Origin of the sequence: Roseinatronobacter alkalisoli, assembly GCF_028745735.1 — a bacterium.
Lineage (GTDB): Bacteria > Pseudomonadota > Alphaproteobacteria > Rhodobacterales > Rhodobacteraceae > Roseinatronobacter > Roseinatronobacter alkalisoli.
In genome coordinates this window covers 1-16,397 of sequence record NZ_JAQZSM010000032.1, presented here as the reverse complement: position 1 = coordinate 16,397, position 16,397 = coordinate 1, and the positions used below count along the sequence as shown (strand labels likewise).

At 58.7% G+C, this 16,397-nt stretch carries 12 protein-coding genes and 1 pseudogene; 9 read left to right on the top strand and 4 right to left on the bottom strand.

Annotation, left to right across the window (positions count from 1 at the left end):
• Window positions 1-1,104: an S-methyl-5-thioribose-1-phosphate isomerase gene (gene mtnA / locus PUT78_RS20080; protein WP_274354048.1), complete on the bottom strand. Its 1,104-nt coding sequence runs from the start codon at window positions 1,102-1,104 to the stop codon at window positions 1-3.
• Complete coding sequence (gene mtnK / locus PUT78_RS20075) at window positions 1,101-2,366, bottom strand: S-methyl-5-thioribose kinase (RefSeq protein WP_274354047.1); 1,266 nt, start codon at window positions 2,364-2,366, stop codon at window positions 1,101-1,103. The genes mtnA and mtnK overlap by 4 nt, the downstream gene beginning before the upstream one ends.
• A 136-nt stretch (window positions 2,367-2,502) precedes the next feature.
• Here mtnK and PUT78_RS20070 point away from each other — a divergent pair, with 136 nt between their 5' ends.
• The 3 genes from PUT78_RS20070 to PUT78_RS20060 are packed head-to-tail and all read left to right on the top strand — an operon-like array spanning window position 2,503 to window position 6,112.
• The gene (locus PUT78_RS20070; protein WP_274354046.1) at window positions 2,503-4,026 is read left to right on the top strand and encodes a sugar ABC transporter ATP-binding protein; all 1,524 of its coding nucleotides are present in this window, start codon (window positions 2,503-2,505) and stop codon (window positions 4,024-4,026) included.
• Window positions 4,023-5,036, top strand: coding sequence for an ABC transporter permease (locus tag PUT78_RS20065; protein WP_274354045.1), 1,014 nt, complete (start codon window positions 4,023-4,025; stop codon window positions 5,034-5,036). Before PUT78_RS20070 ends, PUT78_RS20065 begins: the two co-directional genes overlap by 4 nt.
• Before the next feature lie 38 nt (window positions 5,037-5,074).
• Window positions 5,075-6,112, top strand: a complete 1,038-nt coding sequence (locus PUT78_RS20060; RefSeq protein WP_274354044.1) for a substrate-binding domain-containing protein — start codon at window positions 5,075-5,077, stop codon at window positions 6,110-6,112.
• A gap of 396 nt (window positions 6,113-6,508) precedes the next feature.
• Here the strand turns inward: PUT78_RS20060 and PUT78_RS20055 are convergent, their stop codons facing one another.
• Window positions 6,509-9,877: a DEAD/DEAH box helicase family protein gene (locus PUT78_RS20055; RefSeq protein WP_274354043.1), complete on the bottom strand. Its 3,369-nt coding sequence runs from the start codon at window positions 9,875-9,877 to the stop codon at window positions 6,509-6,511.
• Between the two features lie 343 nt (window positions 9,878-10,220).
• Between PUT78_RS20055 and PUT78_RS20050 the strand changes: the two genes are divergently transcribed.
• From PUT78_RS20050 to PUT78_RS20025, 6 genes are all read left to right on the top strand, one after another.
• Window positions 10,221-10,853 (top strand): tyrosine-type recombinase/integrase, encoded by a 633-nt coding sequence (locus PUT78_RS20050; protein ID WP_274354042.1) that lies wholly within the window; start codon window positions 10,221-10,223, stop codon window positions 10,851-10,853.
• A gap of 90 nt (window positions 10,854-10,943) precedes the next feature.
• The gene (locus tag PUT78_RS20045; RefSeq protein ID WP_274354041.1) at window positions 10,944-11,195 is read left to right on the top strand and encodes a type II toxin-antitoxin system RelE family toxin; all 252 of its coding nucleotides are present in this window, start codon (window positions 10,944-10,946) and stop codon (window positions 11,193-11,195) included.
• A gap of 11 nt (window positions 11,196-11,206) precedes the next feature.
• A complete protein-coding gene (locus PUT78_RS20040) occupies window positions 11,207-11,551 on the top strand; it encodes a helix-turn-helix transcriptional regulator (RefSeq protein ID WP_274354040.1) in 345 nt (114 codons plus the stop codon).
• Window positions 11,552-12,397: 846 nt separating this feature from the next.
• Window positions 12,398-13,108, top strand: a complete 711-nt coding sequence (locus PUT78_RS20035) for a cupredoxin domain-containing protein (protein ID WP_274354039.1) — start codon at window positions 12,398-12,400, stop codon at window positions 13,106-13,108.
• Entirely contained in the window at window positions 13,105-14,745 is a 1,641-nt protein-coding gene (locus tag PUT78_RS20030) for a cbb3-type cytochrome c oxidase subunit I (RefSeq protein ID WP_274354038.1), read from the top strand. Before PUT78_RS20035 ends, PUT78_RS20030 begins: the two co-directional genes overlap by 4 nt.
• 16 nt (window positions 14,746-14,761) lie before the next feature.
• Window positions 14,762-14,959: a hypothetical protein gene (locus tag PUT78_RS20025; protein ID WP_274354037.1), complete on the top strand. Its 198-nt coding sequence runs from the start codon at window positions 14,762-14,764 to the stop codon at window positions 14,957-14,959.
• Between the two features lie 599 nt (window positions 14,960-15,558).
• Here PUT78_RS20025 and PUT78_RS20020 read toward each other — a convergent pair.
• Window positions 15,559-16,223 (bottom strand): annotated as a pseudogene (locus tag PUT78_RS20020) (IS6 family transposase).
• Window positions 16,224-16,397 lie beyond the last annotated feature (174 nt).

Sequence of the window (16,397 nt, the reverse complement as noted above, 5' to 3'; positions counted from 1 at the left end):
CTATTGCGCCGCGGTCGCGTATTCGGGAAAGAGCGCCGACATCCCTTTAGGAGTGGCCGCGCAAATGCCGCGTTCGGTGATCAAACCCGTGACAAGCTCTGCCGGCGTCACATCAAAGGCCGGATTCCGCGCGCCCGTTCCGTCCGGCGAGATCTGGACATCGACCACGCGCCCGTCAGGGCCGCGGCCCTGCACATGGGTCACTTCGCGGCCTGATCGTTCCTCGATGGGGATTTCACGAAGCCCATCGCGCACGGTCCAGTCGATCGTGGGCGAGGGCAGCGCGACATAGAACGGCACGTCATTTGCCTTTGCCGCGAGTGCCTTGAGATAAGTGCCGATCTTGTTGCACACATCGCCGCGCGCCGTGGTGCGATCGGTGCCGACGATGACGATATCGACCTCGCCATGCTGCATCAGATGCCCGCCCGCATTGTCGACGATCAGATCATGGCTGACGCGGTGGCTGTTCATTTCCCAGGCCGTCAGAAGCGCGCCCTGATTGCGCGGGCGGGTTTCATCCACGAAAACATGCATATCAATCCCGGCCTCAACCGCGTGGTAGATGGGCGAGGTAGCCGTGCCCCAATCGACCGTCGCAAGCCAACCCGCGTTGCAATGCGTCAGCACATTGACCCGACCGCCGCCCTTGCGCGCTGCAATGTCACGCAGCAGTGCAAGACCGTTTTCCCCTATCCGGCGGTTGATCTCGACATCCTCGTCGCAAATCGCTTCGGCCTTTGCGCGGGCAGCATCCGCGCGCTTGGCAGGGGGCAGGGGGGCGAGCGTCGCCCGCATTGCATCCAGCGCCCAACGCAGGTTGATCGCCGTGGGCCGGGTGTCATGCAACACATCCCATGTCGCGTTCAGGTTGGTATCGGACGGGTCGCGCGCCATTTCCTCGGCCATGCCCCATGCCGCAGTCGCGCCGATCAGCGGTGCGCCACGCACCCACATGTCGCGGATGGCCGTGGCAAAATCATTTAGATTGCGCAGCGGCACGATGCGCAATTCATGCGGCAGCCAGCGCTGGTCAATGATCTGCACCGCATCAGACGCGGCATCGCGCCAGATTGAACGATAGGGGGTTCCGTTGATTTTCATAGATAGTCCTTCCCCAGAATGCTGCGGGCCAGATCTGTTACGTCTGTCATGGTTCGGATGGTTTCGCGCCCGATAACAAGCGCGCGTCCCAGCATCAGCCCGCGCGCCTCGCACCGGGCGCGCAGGGTTTCATCTGCGATCTGGTCATATTCGGCGATATGCGCGAGGCCCAGAATGCGGCGATGCATCTCAACGCCGCAAAATCCAAGCGCGTCGCGCCAGATGGCGGCGAGTCTGTCAAGCCTCGCCTGCTCTGCGCCAAGCACGTCGTTCTGGTCCTCGAAGAGCGTAGACTGATAGAGAATGCCCTTGCGCTCATTGCGCCACAGATGCGTAAATTCCTGCGCGAAATTGTCCCAGACCTCGGTTGCGGTGGCGAGAATCCAATCCTGATAGCTGGCCTGTTCCGCAGTATCGGCCAGATGGCCGGGCACGGCACAGGCGGCCATCAGAAAATTCGCAATCAGCATCCCGACATCAAAGCCAATCGGACCGTAAGTCGCAAATTCAGGGTCGATCACGCGCGCCTTGTCGCCGCAGACCATGACAGAGCCAGTATGCAAATCCCCATGCAGCAGTGTTTCCGCATTATTGGCGAAAGCGGCTTTCAGATGCTGCGCCGCGACTTTCAGATCGCGATCCCCGCGCAGCATTTCCACGATGGGATCGAGGGCGGGCGTATGGCGGTTCATCGGGGCTGCGAAATACGGATCGGAAAATACCAGGTTTTCGGTGATGTCACACAGCTCGATATTCTCCGCAAAACGCGCAAGATCGCGTTTGCGCTCGGCCGTGTTCATACTGAGATCCGAGCCGCGAAACAGCGTCCGCGCGCAAAACAACCCAAGTAACCCGCCAAGCCCCTCGTGGCGGATGCCCTGCATCAGGCTTTGACGCAGGATCACATGATCGGTGAGAAATTCCATCACCACCAGCGCCTGTGCATCGTCGTAGTGATAGACCTCTGGCACCATGCCCGGCGCGCGGGCGGCCTGCCGGATCAGGGCGTTATATTCGAAGAAGGCACGCTTCAGCGGCAAGGGCCAGCTTTCGCCCACCAGTCGCACATAGGGCAAAGCCTGCTTGACGATGACCTGACCGGCCGCGCCCGTTACGATGAAGACCAGATTCAGATTTCCGTCCCCCACTTCTGACACCTGCCATGTCTCTGAAGGGCCGGCATGCGCGCTGACAGCCACGATATCGCCAAGTCGCGCGGCGACCGTTTCCGGTGTCAGGGCTTCATAAGGGGTTGCGCTCATCGTGACCTCCTCTCACAGCGCGGCGCGTCTCTGGTGCCGCCGTCATCTTGTCAGTTTTCCGTTTTTTCAGCAAATGTCAAATACTATTGACATTTGCAGATTTACATCAATTATCGGGAGCAGGGAGAGAGCCGAGATGACGCAGAACGCGCTGGAAATCCGTAATATGAACAAGGCCTTTGGGGCCAACAGTGTTCTGCGCGGCATTGATCTGGACCTGCCCGCCGGGCAGATCACTGTGCTGATGGGGGCAAATGGGGCGGGCAAATCGACGCTCGTCAAGATCATGTGCGGCGTACAGGCGGCGGATCGTGGCTCGATGTTGCTGGATGGACAGGCCTACGCCCCTGACACTCCTCATGCGGCGCTGCGCGCGGGTATCGTGACTGTTCATCAGTCCATCAATGACGGAGTTGTGACTGACCTTGATGTCGCGTCAAACCTGATGCTCGACCGTATCGCGGCCGGGTCTGGCCTGTTCCTGCGCGGCGCAAAGCTGCGCGCCGAGGCGCGCGAGATTGCCAAAGCTGTGGGGCTGGTGGCGACGATGACACAGCCTGTTGCTCTGCTGTCGCTGGCTGATCGCCAGCTTGTGGCAATTGCACGGGCCTTGTCACATGATCCGAAAATCCTCATTCTTGACGAACCGACATCCTCGCTGTCAGACGCGGAAGCACAGCGATTGTTCACGCTGCTCGAAGGTCTCAGGGCCAAGGGTGTGGCTATCCTCTATATCTCGCATCGCATGTCCGATATCCGCCGATTGGCCGACAGCATTCTGTGCATGCGTGACGGGGTGATCTCAGGCAGCTTCACCCAGGTCCCGCTGGATTACTCTGGTGCCGTGCGCGCCATGTTGGGCCATGAGATGACCGAGGTGGATATCACGATTCCCGCTCGCGGTGCGCCGGTGCTGGAGCTTTCTGATCTGCGCTTGCGCGCCCAGTCACGGCCCTTCGATCTGACGCTGCATGCCAATGAAGTGGTGGCTGTGGTTGGACTGGTCGGCAGTGGCAAGGCGCAGCTGGCAAATACACTTTACGGGGTAGCGCGCCCTGTTTCGGGCACAATGCGGCTGGATGGGCAGAGCTACACGCCGAAATCACCGGCGCAGGCAATCGCGAGCAAGGTGTTCATGGCCGCTCGCGACCGGCGGAGCAATGCAGTGATCCCCGATTTCGATATCGGGCGCAATTTCACACTGCCTTTCACCCGTCGCCATAGCGGCTTTGCTGATCTGATCAGCCGCAAGAGCGAGAAAACACTCGCGGCGCGAATGATCTCGGAGATGGGGGTCAAATGCCAATCCCATACCGATCCGATTCTCAGCCTTTCTGGCGGCAACCAGCAGAAGGTGATGGTCGGGCGTTGGATGGCTGAAGAAGCCCGCCTTCTTATCCTCGACGAGCCGTTTCAGGGTGTGGACATTCAGGCGCGGCGCGACATCGGGGCCCGCATCCGTGCGCAATCGGCGGGGCGAGCAACATTGGTGCTGGTGACAGAGCTGGACGAGGCGCTTGAAGTTGCGGATCGCATCGTGGTGATTTGCGAAGGCAGCCTGAAAAGCGACCGCCCCAACAGAGAGATCGACGTAGCCTCGATCATGGCTGAAGTTGCAGACAGTCCGACAGAGGCTGTGATAGAAAGGCAAGGTGCATGAGCGTGCAGACAAGATTGATCGACCTGGCGATAAGATTTGGCTTCCTGCTGCTGATGGCGGGGCTTCTGGTGTTTTTCTCCATCTCCGCGCCCGGTTTTCTGTCACCACATAGCGCTGTCTTCGTGTTTCAGTCCGTCGCGATCACCGGCATTCTTGCTCTGGGTGTCACTGCCACGCTGGTCGTGGGAGGGTTTGATCTGTCCATCGGGGCAGTGGCCACATCGGCGCTTATGCTCTCGGCCTATGTGATGGTGGTCTGGGAATTGAGCGCGGGCGTGGCGATTGCGTTGTGTCTGCTGATGGGCGCGGGTGTGGGTCTGGTGAATGGCCTGCTGATCGTCAAGGCGCGTGTGCCAGACCTGCTGGCGACGCTGGGGATGATGTTCCTGCTGATTGGCTTGCAGCGCATCCCGACCGAAGGGCGCTCGATCTCGACCGGCATGACCCTGCCCGATGGCACAGTCGCGCGCGGCACATTTTCCGAATTATTCCTGATGCTGGGCCGTCACCGGATTGATTTCTTCATCGAACGGCTGATCCCGCTTTCGGTGATCTTTCTGCTGGTTGTGGCCCTGCTGGTGTGGGTGTTTCTGGAATTCACCCGTCATGGACGGCTGATGTATGCTATCGGCTCGAATGCGCAGGCGGCACAACTCGCGGGGGTCAAGGTCGAGCGCTACAAGATCGCGGCCTATATGATCTCTGGCACGCTGGCATCCTTCGGCGGAGTGCTTCTGGCCGCCCGTCTGGGGCGAGGGGATGTGGCGTCTGGCACAAATCTTCTGCTTGACGCGGTCGCAGCAGCCCTGATCGGATTTGCAGTGCTCGGCGCAGGCAAGCCCAATGCGTTCGGCACAGCCATCGGTGCGCTTTTTGTTGGGGTGCTGTTGCAAGGTATGACCATGATGAACGCGCCTTATTACACACAGGATTTCATCAAGGGCGCGGTTCTTGTCGTTGCCTTGGTGTTTACTTTTGCCTTCACGGCGCGAGGTAGCCGTGGGGCCTGAAACTGAGTTCAACCAAGTCTGAAGAAAGGGAGGAAACCATGATCTCCAGACGCATACTAATGATGACAGCCGGTGCTTTTGCGTTCACGCCTTCGTTGGCGCTAGCGCAGGATGCACCCGCACCTTTCGATAACCCGGGCGACGTGACCGTCGCACTGGTGCGCTACCTTTCGACAGGCGACTTCTTTCAGTCTTATCTGGCTGGGGTCGAGGCACAGGCCGCAGCCCTCGGTGTCAATCTTCGCGTCTTTGATAGCCGTCAAGACGCCGCCTTGCAGGCGGATATGGTTGATCAGGCCATCGCGCTGGGGGTCGATGGGATCATCATCCAGCATGGTCTGACCGAATCCATGCAGGATGCGGCACAGCGCGCTGTCGATGCGGGGATCAAGGTGGTGGCCTTTGATGTGAACGTGGAAAACGCGGCTGTCCCGCAAATCGAACAATCTGACCGCGATCTTGCCCGTCTGGCGCTGGAACAGGCCATCACCGACAACGGCGAAGCGTTCATGGCCGGGTATGTCTATGTACCGGGCATTGCGCCGCTTGATCGGCGCGACGAAACATGGCGCGAGTTCAAGGCGCGCTACGAGGGCATCAACGAGGTCTCGCAATTCGGAACGCTCGATAACCCGATCGCCAATTCGGTCGCCAATCAGGCGCGCGCTGTCTTTTCGGCCAATCCCGGTATCGAAGTCGTCTTTGCCCCCTATAACGAATTTGCCAAGGGTGTGATGATCGCCGCGCAGGAAGCGGGTGTCGCGGATAACATCAATATCTATTCGGCCGATATCTCGACGGCTGACATTGCGATGATGCGTGAGCCGAATTCGCCCTGGGCTGCGACTGCCGCGACAAACCCTGCCGTGGTGGGCGAGGTTTCGGTGCGCGCCTTGGCGCTTTTGCTTGCCGGAGAAGACCCAGGTGAACAGGTGGTCGTGCCGCCCACGCTGATCACGCGCGATATGCTCAACGACGGCAACATCACAAATATGGAAGAGCTGGGCGAGAAAATCCCCGCCTTCCTTCACGCAGATGTTGCGCTTGCCGATTGGATCGCTTTGCCGTCGCGCTAGGCAGTACAGTCCAAGAAATGGTCCTGTTCAGGTTCAGAAGGTAGCCCGGTTCTCCGGGCTACTGTTCTCACCGGCGCTCATTGGCCATCCAGACCTTGCGTGATCTCGCGCCTTCATTTGCTTCGTACAAAAACTCGCCAGTCCAATGCGGAAGAACCACTTCGCTGCTCGAGTGGCAGCAAAGTTCTAGGTATTTCAGTCACAGCACCCATCATCCCTACTTTGTAAACACCGCTCGCGACCAACTGTGCCTGTTGATCGGCGCGGAGGCGAATGGCCGCTTCAGCCATTCTCTGCGGCTGCAGTGCCGCGATGTCACAGTCGGCTTCCCGCCCCTCACGCTGACACGGCTAGTCCGGATATTTCAGGCATTGTGGCGATCTTCATTGTGCTACCTCAATGCTCTCCTGCTCCATCAGAAAAGAACACCACCGAAACCCGGCGCCCGATCTCCGGTTCGTGGTTCCGCGACAGCAGCTCAGCTTCCTCGATCACCTTCGACATCATTTCATGAATTTCGTCGGCGTGGCGAGCATCACCATCCAGCTTCTGAAGAATTGCCTGAATCGCGATATAGCCCTTTGGGAGGTCCTCATAGGCGAAGCTGTCCCGCACCTCTTGCTTGGCTTGCTCCCAGAAGGGGTCAAGCAGTCTGCTCCATGCCTCACAGATCATCTCGATGGCAGGTAAAGAAAGGTGCCCGAACAGTTCTTGATCATCGAGGCGGCTTTCGCCGCGCCGGCTCATGAACTCCGCGCATGCTTTCATCAGGCTTTCGACCCGAGCAGGACGCAAGTCCCATTCGGTAAGCGTTCCAAGCTGCTCTGCGATGATTTCGAGCGCGTTGGACAGATCCTCCAAGGGCATGCGGGTCTGTTCTAAACCCAGGCTTCTCGTGCGCTCGTAGGCCGCTTCAAGGATATTGGCGCAGCTCAACTGATCCCTGACCAGCACCAAGCCCTCCTCGTAATGCCTCAGCATCAGTAAACGCGGGGGAAAGAAGTTGGCCGGCTTGTCGACGCCCTTCAGGTGTAACGCGGTGAACCTCTCCCTAGCAGACAGCAGCGCCAGTTCCGCACCCCAAGTGCCTTCTATTCTTGCCCCGCTGATCAGAGCATAACGTTCGGGCGAAATTCTCTCCTTGGTGCGCGCGAGAACGTCGTGGAAGTTGTCGTTGCGTAGTCGTCTGGCTGATCCTAGGTATGCGATGACGCTTTCAAGGATCACCTCAGCGTCCTCGGAGCCGACCTCCTGCACGGCATCGATCAGGTCTTCCCCAGCAAGGGTTCGATAATTCTCGATACGATTGGTCACCTTTTCGTCCGATGCAAACTGACCGACCGGAATGTCGACAAGATGATAGTTGACGATCCCAAATTGGCTGTCGATCCGGTCAATCCGGCCCAAGCCCTGAATGAGTTCCTTGAGGTTCGATGTCACCCCAAGAAGCACAAGCGTATCGGCTGATTGGAGGTTGATGCCCTCAGCCATTTTATACGTGAGAAATACCGACGCCGGTCCATGCGGGGCGTTCTTCCCGCCAGGGCGGAAGTAGGACTCTACAGACTTGCCGTGCGTGATCCGCCGAAAACCATCCGGTGCGCTACCAAAGACGGCCTTCACTGCCCTCTCATCGCCCTTGGTCTGGTTCCCAACAACGAAGTTCGTATGGTGACCGCGGCGGGAAAGCGCCTCAGCGAAGATTTCGAGCGTATCCGTGCGCTCAGCAAGGAAAACAACTCGCTCCTTCTTGTTCTGAATTCGCAGGCAGGCTTCGTATCGCTTTTCGTCAAGTTCACGCAGCGACTGCGAGTTGAGTTTTCGGGCTAGGGCGTCGCACGTCTCAGGCGTCGCCAATGTGTCTATGCCAAGTTGCGCGAACATGTCGGCCTGGCCCGGGTGTGGCGCTCTCCTCCCATTCTTGGAGCCTTGTTCAAACTCTCGCAGCCACTTTCCTATGACGCCATGAGACATCTCCCACGCGGCCTGCGCTGCGCTCACGCGCAGAATGTTCAGCAGGTTTCGGATGTGGAGCTGATCTTGCGTGCTCTGCTGCGTTTTTACATGCCCGAAACGGCTCTTCTCAACAGCCGTGACCCGGCCGCCGGGCGCAAGTTCATGGCATAGCGTAACAATTTCGTCGAGGCGCGCCTTCTGGGGCTTGGCAAGTGCCAGCGTCTTGGGTCGTCCATGATTGGCGAGCTTCGGGTAGCTGTGCGTGGAGCGATCCTCGTCTTGGCCAATACACCGGCGCTGTCGGCGGGTCAGAAAAGGCGAGATCAGCTCGGAAAGCTCGGTACGCGCCTGCCGGGAAAGGGCGGTTTCTGGTTCTGAAAGTACCGCAAGCGACGCTTGATGATCAAATATATCGGGCGATCTTTGCATCTCACGGTCGAACAGCTCACCCATGGCCTGGATGTAGTCTGGCGTCATGAAAATGGATGCGCGTTTCTCCTGCATATGGGTAAGCCAGTCGACGTCACGGTTGCCCAGCAGGGTGGCCGATAAACAGACATTCCAACTTGGGGGCGCGAGCTCGACGGCCGCAGCCATCTGAGAGGCCTGTTCGAAGCCTGGTGTGACCGTATGGCTTTCATCGATGATGAGCACGCCATACTGATCAAGTCTTAGACCGGACTGGCTATCGTCCCCAGCGCCTCGCAGATGCTGTTTGGCAAGTTTTGTGTTGGCTATTGGCCGTAAAGAATTCGTGGAATGCTTTTCCCAACTCGGGATGACTTTTGGCGGCGCGATGACAGCCGCGTTCTTCCGGGCCACACCATGGACAGGAGAGCTGGGTATCACCCGCAAAAAAGTATCTGATAAGGCCTCCGCAAGGTGGCAACCGATTTCGGTTTTTCCCGACCCTGTAGGCGCCTCGACGAAGGCAATGCCGTGGTCGTATGTGATTGAACATGCCTCGTAGGTGAGTTCTTGTTGGTACCCGTAAAGCTTGTGACCGGTAATTTCCCTGCGTTCGCCCGTAAGCCAGGGTTCAAAGCCCTTCTGCTCCGCGATCATGCGTGCCATGGCGTCCTCGGCAGTGGCGGGCTTGATGAGCTTGTCGAGGATTTCGAGTGCTTCATCGGTCCAGTCAGCAGAAACTTCCCAAATCTGTTCGGCCGCACGGGTGCGTTCTGCCTGAAGCTCGTGTGATCCAGCATCAAGGCCATCCGCATACTCGATGTTGCTGTAGAGGCCCGATTTGGAGAAGTTCGCTGATCCCGAAACGGCGCCTACCCGGGACGCGACGATCTTCGCATGCATCCGACGGTCCCCGGTGATCCCCAGATGTTTTTGGGCCAAACTAGGGTCAAAGACACGAAGCTCTAACCTGCGAGTCTGGATTGCGCGCTTTGCCAGCACCGCCAGCAAGTCATCGTCGTCCTCGACCTGCAGCCCTGACTTCTCCAACCAGTATAGCTTCATCTCTTCAGTAACGGGTTTAGACTTGCCCAACCGCCGAGAATTCGCAGTATCAATCCCGAACGATATCCGAATGCGAATGTCCGTGCTGGCTTCAGGGTCTCTGAGGTCCTTGACCTCCTTCATAAGCACAGCAAGCGAGGAGAGAAAGTCCTGGTAGCCGGTCACAATAAGGCAGTCGCCCGAGGTGATGTGCGGCCGGTAGAGGTTAATAACGGGGTGGTCGATATTGGTCCCGACCTTAGGCGCGACGGCACTGTGAGGCTTGCCGTGGTTAGAAACCTCCGGCTTGTCGATTTTGTGTGGTTTGTGCCGCAGCCAATTTGGGAGTGAAAACAAGGGTTAATACCGGGTCAAGGCGAGGTATCATGACTATGACGGTTGATACCAGCCTACGGCAAGGGATTTATTCTCAACGAACGCATTACAGAGCATCGGAGTGCAATTCAAAACAGCGGGCATCGGACAAGAGCCCGAATATGGTTTTCTCAGCGAGTGGCAGTCGCTTGAAGAGATCAGAGCGACAGACAAGTTTCACCGTGTGTTACGTGCGCAGTGTTGCAATGTCACAGGCCGCTCTCCACCTGATGCGATTGATGAGCACCAGAGATAGCGACTCATGCTATGCTTTTCCGTCGGTAGGGCCGAGGACGTGGCGGGTTTGGCGGACAGGAGAGAAGCCATGTCCATCGAAACCTTACCCGCCCTTCGCCCCACGCGTGCCCCTTGGAACAAAGGCCGCATCATCGGCCAGAAGCGACCACTCCTTCCCAAGCATGTCTGGTCCATCCGCGTCCGGTTGGAAATGGCCGACAACAAGCGCGATCTCGCGTTGTTCAACATGGCGGTCGACAGCAAGCTCCGGGGCTGCGATCTGGTTTGCCTTAAGGTGAACGACGTCTATGCGGCGGGCCGTGTTAAAGAACGCGCATCGGTCACGCAAAGCAAGACGTGCAAGCCTGTTCGTTTCGAGATCACCGACACAACACGCGTGTCGCTGGAGCGGTGGATCAAGGATCCTGAATTGATGGGTAGCGAATACCTATGGCCCAGCCGTCTCCATGCCAGCCCGCACCTGTCCACGCGCCAATATGCCCGGATTATGCGCGACTGGGTTCTCTCGATCGGGTTGGAACCCAGCGCCTATGGCACGCATTCGATGCGGCGCACCAAGGTCGCCCAGATTTACAAGAAGACCGGCAACCTGCGCGCTGTTCAACTTTTGCTTGGGCATACCAAAATGGACAGCACTGTGCGCTATCTCGGCGTTGACCTCGATGATGCGCTGTCTTTGTCGGAAGGGATCGATTTGTAAGCTGTGCCTGGCCGGTTCAGGCCGGCCAGGCATGTCGCCAAGGGCGACAATTTGCTTGACTTCGCACCGCATGTCGCCTAAAGCTACACCATGAAGCAGATCAGCTATACGAAAGCCGCGATCAGGGTCTTGCGGCGAATGCCCGCGAACACGGCCAAGCTGATCCGCACCAAGATCGAGGCATATGCGACAGACCCAGCCTCGCAGGCAAACAACGTGAAATCCCTGAAAGGCCGAGAGGGGATAAGACTGCGTGTCAGGGATTGGCGGGTGATCATGGATGATCAGGGCAATGTTCTGGCCGTATTCAACATTGGGCCACGGGGCGGCATCTATGATTGAAAGGAAATGACATGAACGAGTTGGTAACAATCCCACGCGAAGAATATGACCGCTTGCGGGCGGCGGCAGAAGACCTCGCCGATTTGCAAAGCTACGACCGCGCCAAGGCTGCTCTGGCGGCAGGCGAGGACGAATTGATACCCATGGAATACGCGAACCGCCTGCTGAACGGCGAAAACGCCCTGCGCGTCTACCGGGACTTGCGCGGGAAGACACAAGCTGCCCTCGCCGAAAAAGCAGGCGTGAACCGCGTTACTGTGGCCGAGATCGAGACAGGCCGAAAGCGGGGCTCCGTCGCAACCCTGCGCGCCTTGGCTGGTGCGCTTTCGGTTAGTCTGGATGACCTGACCGAGTAGGGTCGGCCCAAAGTGGCCAGTCGACAAGTCGCATAAGTTTCTTGATAGCGGCCGCTCAGGCAAAGCGCGGCGAGTCACCTCTCTATCAGCAGGCTCCTCCGATTTTCTCATCGATCCACCATAAATTGATTTACATCAATTCATATGTGCTGGTGCGCTGCTAGAACTTCGGCATCTGAAACCATGGTGCGGAATGCGACGCAGCGAAGAACACACAAATTCAGCCCCGCCGCGTGCCACATGGTCCGCGCTGCGCTGGCTTGTTTTGCCGGTGTTCATGTTCGCGCTGCTCCTCGTCAGTGCCTCGGCTTCAAAAGCACATGCGCTTTCTCATTCTATGGGGAAAGCGACACACACCATGTCGGTTGCTCATCTCGATATGGGGTCAAATGCGGAGTGCTGCACCGGACATGTACATGACCAAGCTGCGACACCTTGTGCTGTGGTTGGTCCTTGCGTTGCCTGCGCAGTTACGGACCCTTACACCACCGTGGTTCAGCCTTTTTCTACAGAACTGATTGTCTCGATGTCAGCGGCCCTACCAGCGGGACGCAATTCAATGCCCGCCAAACAACCCCCGAAAATGTTCCTTCAGGTCTGACAGGTCGGCGCGGATAGTTTTTGCGCGGGCCTGTAGTACGAAACAGGAAAGGCGGCATGTCCAGCCGTCCCACCTGATGCGTACATGCACCTGCCTGTTGCTGCGCAAGTTGGACCGGCAAGTCCAGTTTGCTTGCGCGCAAGGGCACCTGCCAGAACTGTTCCGTTGCCCTGTGCAGACACCTCGTATGTGAAAGATGCGCTGCACAGATGTGCCGGAACCTTCGAGACTGAAGGAACCATCCGATGACAGACAAACCCCATCTGACCACACGGCGCGGCTTTATCGCGGCGGCCGGTCTGGGGGGCACAGCACTTTACGGCCTTTGGGTCGGATATGGTGCAGCCCCCGGCCCGCTTGCGCTATTCAGTGCCACACATGCCGATGATGCGAGCGGCATCGCGGAGCACGCCGCCCATGCGGCCCCGCAGACGGACGCAATCACGCCAGAGGCGTTCGAGGCGCGCGTGCAGGACTTCATCCAGCGCTTTGGCGAGCCTGATGGCAGCGTGCGCCCCCGTCTGGTTGATGACGCGCGTGATACAACGAGCGATCAAGCACATGCCGGACACGCGCCGCTTGCGCATGATGTCCATGTCGATCATGGGGCCGCCGCGCATGTCGACCACTCCGCAACGCCCTCGCATGCTGAAAGTACAGCGCCGATCAACGTCTGGCTGCATGCCGGTCAGTTCTTCTTCGCGCCGTGGCATTTGCGGCTTACGACGCACCAGCCTTACCGCTTTCGCATGATGGCCACAGATGTGGCGCATGGGGCGTCGGTTCAGTTCGGGCGCGGCGGGCGGATGATCCGCTTGCGGCCGGGGCAACTGGTGGACACCGAGATGCGCTTCAGCGAGGCTGGCGAATACCTGATCTATTGTACTGTCTATTGCGGCGCGGCGCATGACACCATGCAGGCGCAACTCAGCGTGACGGAAGGGGGTGCAGCATGAGTGACACCCTTAAAAGCCGTCTAACCGCACTTTCAACGGGTGACCGGCTGCTTTTGCAGGCGATGTCGGGCATATCGTTGCTTGTGCTTCTGGTCGGCATCGCCGGGGGCCTTGGCGTGGCTTTGGCACGCGCAGGTTGGATCGACCTGCTGCCAGAGGCGGGCTACCGCCTACTGACCCTGCATGGGGTCGGGATTTTCTTTTACTGGCTGTTTGTGGTGCAAGGGGCCATCCTGCTGGCGCTGGCAGCAGGCGAAGGCCGGCGCGGGCTGGCCGCGCCCGCACTTGCATGGGCCGGTTTCCTGCTGGTTCTGTCTGGCATGGTGCTGTCGCTATGGGCAGCATCTGGTGGAACGCCGCTGCTTTATGACGGCAATCCGCAACTTGCCGCGCATGAACCCGAACTGCTTGCGACCTTTAACGCAGGCTACATCCTGCTGGGCTTTGGCCTGATCGCACTTCCGGCGGCGGGGGTTGCCACACTTCTAGGCGCTGTGCGGCGTACAGGCGCGCTCTCGGCGGTGGGTTTTGCGCTGTTCACTTGGGCCGGGTTCCTGATGGTCAGCGGTTTCGCGATGATCTATGTGTTCCTACCAGGCTTCCTATGGGCGCTGGGGCTGGGCGAGATGCCCGCGAATCACGGCACCAACTGGCACATCGTGTTTCACAACATGCATTACCTACCGCTGATGGCCACGGTCATCGTCTGGTATGTGGTGATGCAGGACGTGGTCGGCGTGAAATCCATTTTCGGGGCGCGCTTCTCGAAGCTTGTCTTTGCCGCCTACCTTGTGTTCGTGCCGCCGACATCGCTCTATCACATGTTTCTTGAGCCGGACCTGCCGGGCGCTGTCCGCATTGCGGGGTCGTTGCTGTCGCTGCTTGTCAGTGTGCCGACGCTGACGGCCTTCCTGATCATCGTGGCATCGCTTGAAGTGCATGCGCGTGCCCGTGGCGGGCGAGGGGTGTTTGGCTGGATACGCATGCTGCCTTGGCGCGAGCCTGCAATGGCGGCAGCGAGCTTTGCTGTCGTCAACATGGCTTTCGGCATCGTTCTGGCCTTTGTTCTAATTCAGGCAGAACTTGCGCCGCTATTGTCGGACACGTTCTTCGTGCCGGGCTATTTTCACTTCTTCACGGTGGGGACAGTATCGCTTAGCTTTCTTGCGGCACTGGCAGTCATCCTTCCGGCAGTGACGGGGCGCGGGCTGGTTCTGCCAAACCTTGCGCGCTTTACACCGCATCTTGCGACGCTGGGGCTTCTGGCCTTTGGCGGTGCAGGTGTGGCGGCGGGCTATCTTGGCGTGCCGCGCCGGGTAATTGACGCGGGCTATGATGACGTGGCCCCGACACTCTGGGCCGTGTTGATGGGCTGGGTTGCTGCGGGCGGGCTGGTCATGGCGCTGGCGCTGGTCGGCTTCGCCCTGTCTGTCGCCGGATCGCTGATCGGCGGACGGGCCAGCACCGCGTCAACACGATGGGACGGGACGCGCGCGCCGCAGGCCGGTGCGGCTGCACTGGTCGGCCCGCTTGCTGTGCTGGTCATCGTGATCGGAATGTATGGCGCCACCACACTGGGTTTCGAAATAATGCGCGCCCTGCCGGTAGAGGCGGTGGGCGCGGGTCACGCACATTAAACGAAAGGGAACGAACATGACATTCGACATCGCACTTATCTTCACCGTCGTTACTGTCTGGGCCGCGCTGGCACTGGCCTATGCCCTTGCCCCATGGAGCGGGATGATCGGCTATGCTTGGGTCTGGGGCTTCGGGGCTGTGCTGTTTTTGGGGCTGGGCCTTGCCCTGCGCCGCGCCGCCAAAACCTTCGATGACGGGGAGGGTGCGCCATGACCCGCAACACCTGATAGCCCCGCACTAAGCGCTCCTGCCACGAAATCATTTCCCAGCATGGGAAATGGGGGGGCTGGATATCCTGCCGCCATCAAACAGGCATGGGTCATATCTGGGCAATCTCGTGGCGGGGGGCTTGACCTTCCATATACTAGAAGGGCTATCCGTTGTTTACGGAGTGGTTTCCCCCCGGTTTCTGCCCCTTTGATCCGTGTCATTGCGGATTGGGGCAGATATGGCCGAAATGGAAACCTGCATCGAAAGAAGGGCAGCACGTGAAAGTGCCACGCGCGAGAGCAAGGCAAACGAGATACGCGGTCACATCAGTGATCCGTGCCTGTCTGCTGATCCTCGTGTTTGCTGTTGGTGGCGTTTCCAGTGCTGAAGCCCATGCGCAGCACACTGGCACCTTTGCCCCTGAAACGGCAGTCTCACTTACCGCTCACGATGCATGTTGCCACAGTGACGCGGGCGAGGTGGCGATGACCACTTGTGCCGCCTCAATCTGCTGCCCTGCCGTATCCAACACTGAATTAACGGTCCTTGCGGGGCATCGTCAACTTATCGGATCCTGCCGAAAAGGAGCCACACACACTTGGTCAAGCGGCCTTCAACTCACATGTGATGTCATCCCAAATGCTGTGAGCATCTGAGCGAGATTGTCGATAGGCAGGGGCGGATAGTTTGTGGCGGCGGGGGCGAAATACGGTTTGGACGTGATCATGGACAGACAAAAAGAGCTGTGCTTGGTTGGGTGATTTGAAGCGGGCCATGATCTTTTCTCGGCGCCGCGTTGGTCGATGCCGTGCGCGAGGCTTTTCAAAGCCGCACTGTAGCTGCCGAGCTTGTCCGTGATCACAACGCGCGGTCGCCCGTATTGTTTAAATAGCTTGCGGAAAAAACGTTTCGCTGCGCGAGTGTCGCGCCGAGATTGAACCACAATATCAAGAACGTCACCATTGCAGTCGATCGCGCGCCAAAGCCAGAATTTGTGCCCGCGGATAGGAATGGCCACTTCATCAAGGTGCCATTTATCAGACGGCGCAGCCCGATCCCGCCGGATGGACGCGGCATACTTTGTACCAAATTTGCCAACCCACTTCCGGATCGTCTCATAGCTCACGATGACGCCGCGCGCCGCAAGTAGAACCTCAACATCGCGAAGGCTTAAGGGAAACCGAAAATAGGACCAGACCGCATATGCAATGATCTCAGGCGGGAAACGGTGGCCTTTGAAGGCACCGGAATGTTTGGCTTTTGTCATGCCGATCGGTACGATTTCAAAGAAGGCCCCCGCAAGTTGACGATGCCCTAAAAAGTGCCTGATGCTGCTGCTTGCCATGCCCAAGAACCTGTGGGTCCAGTTCCAGCAGGGCAGTTGCCATATCGTTGACGGTTTGCAGATGCCCGATCTCATCCAGATATCGCGCCTGCGGCC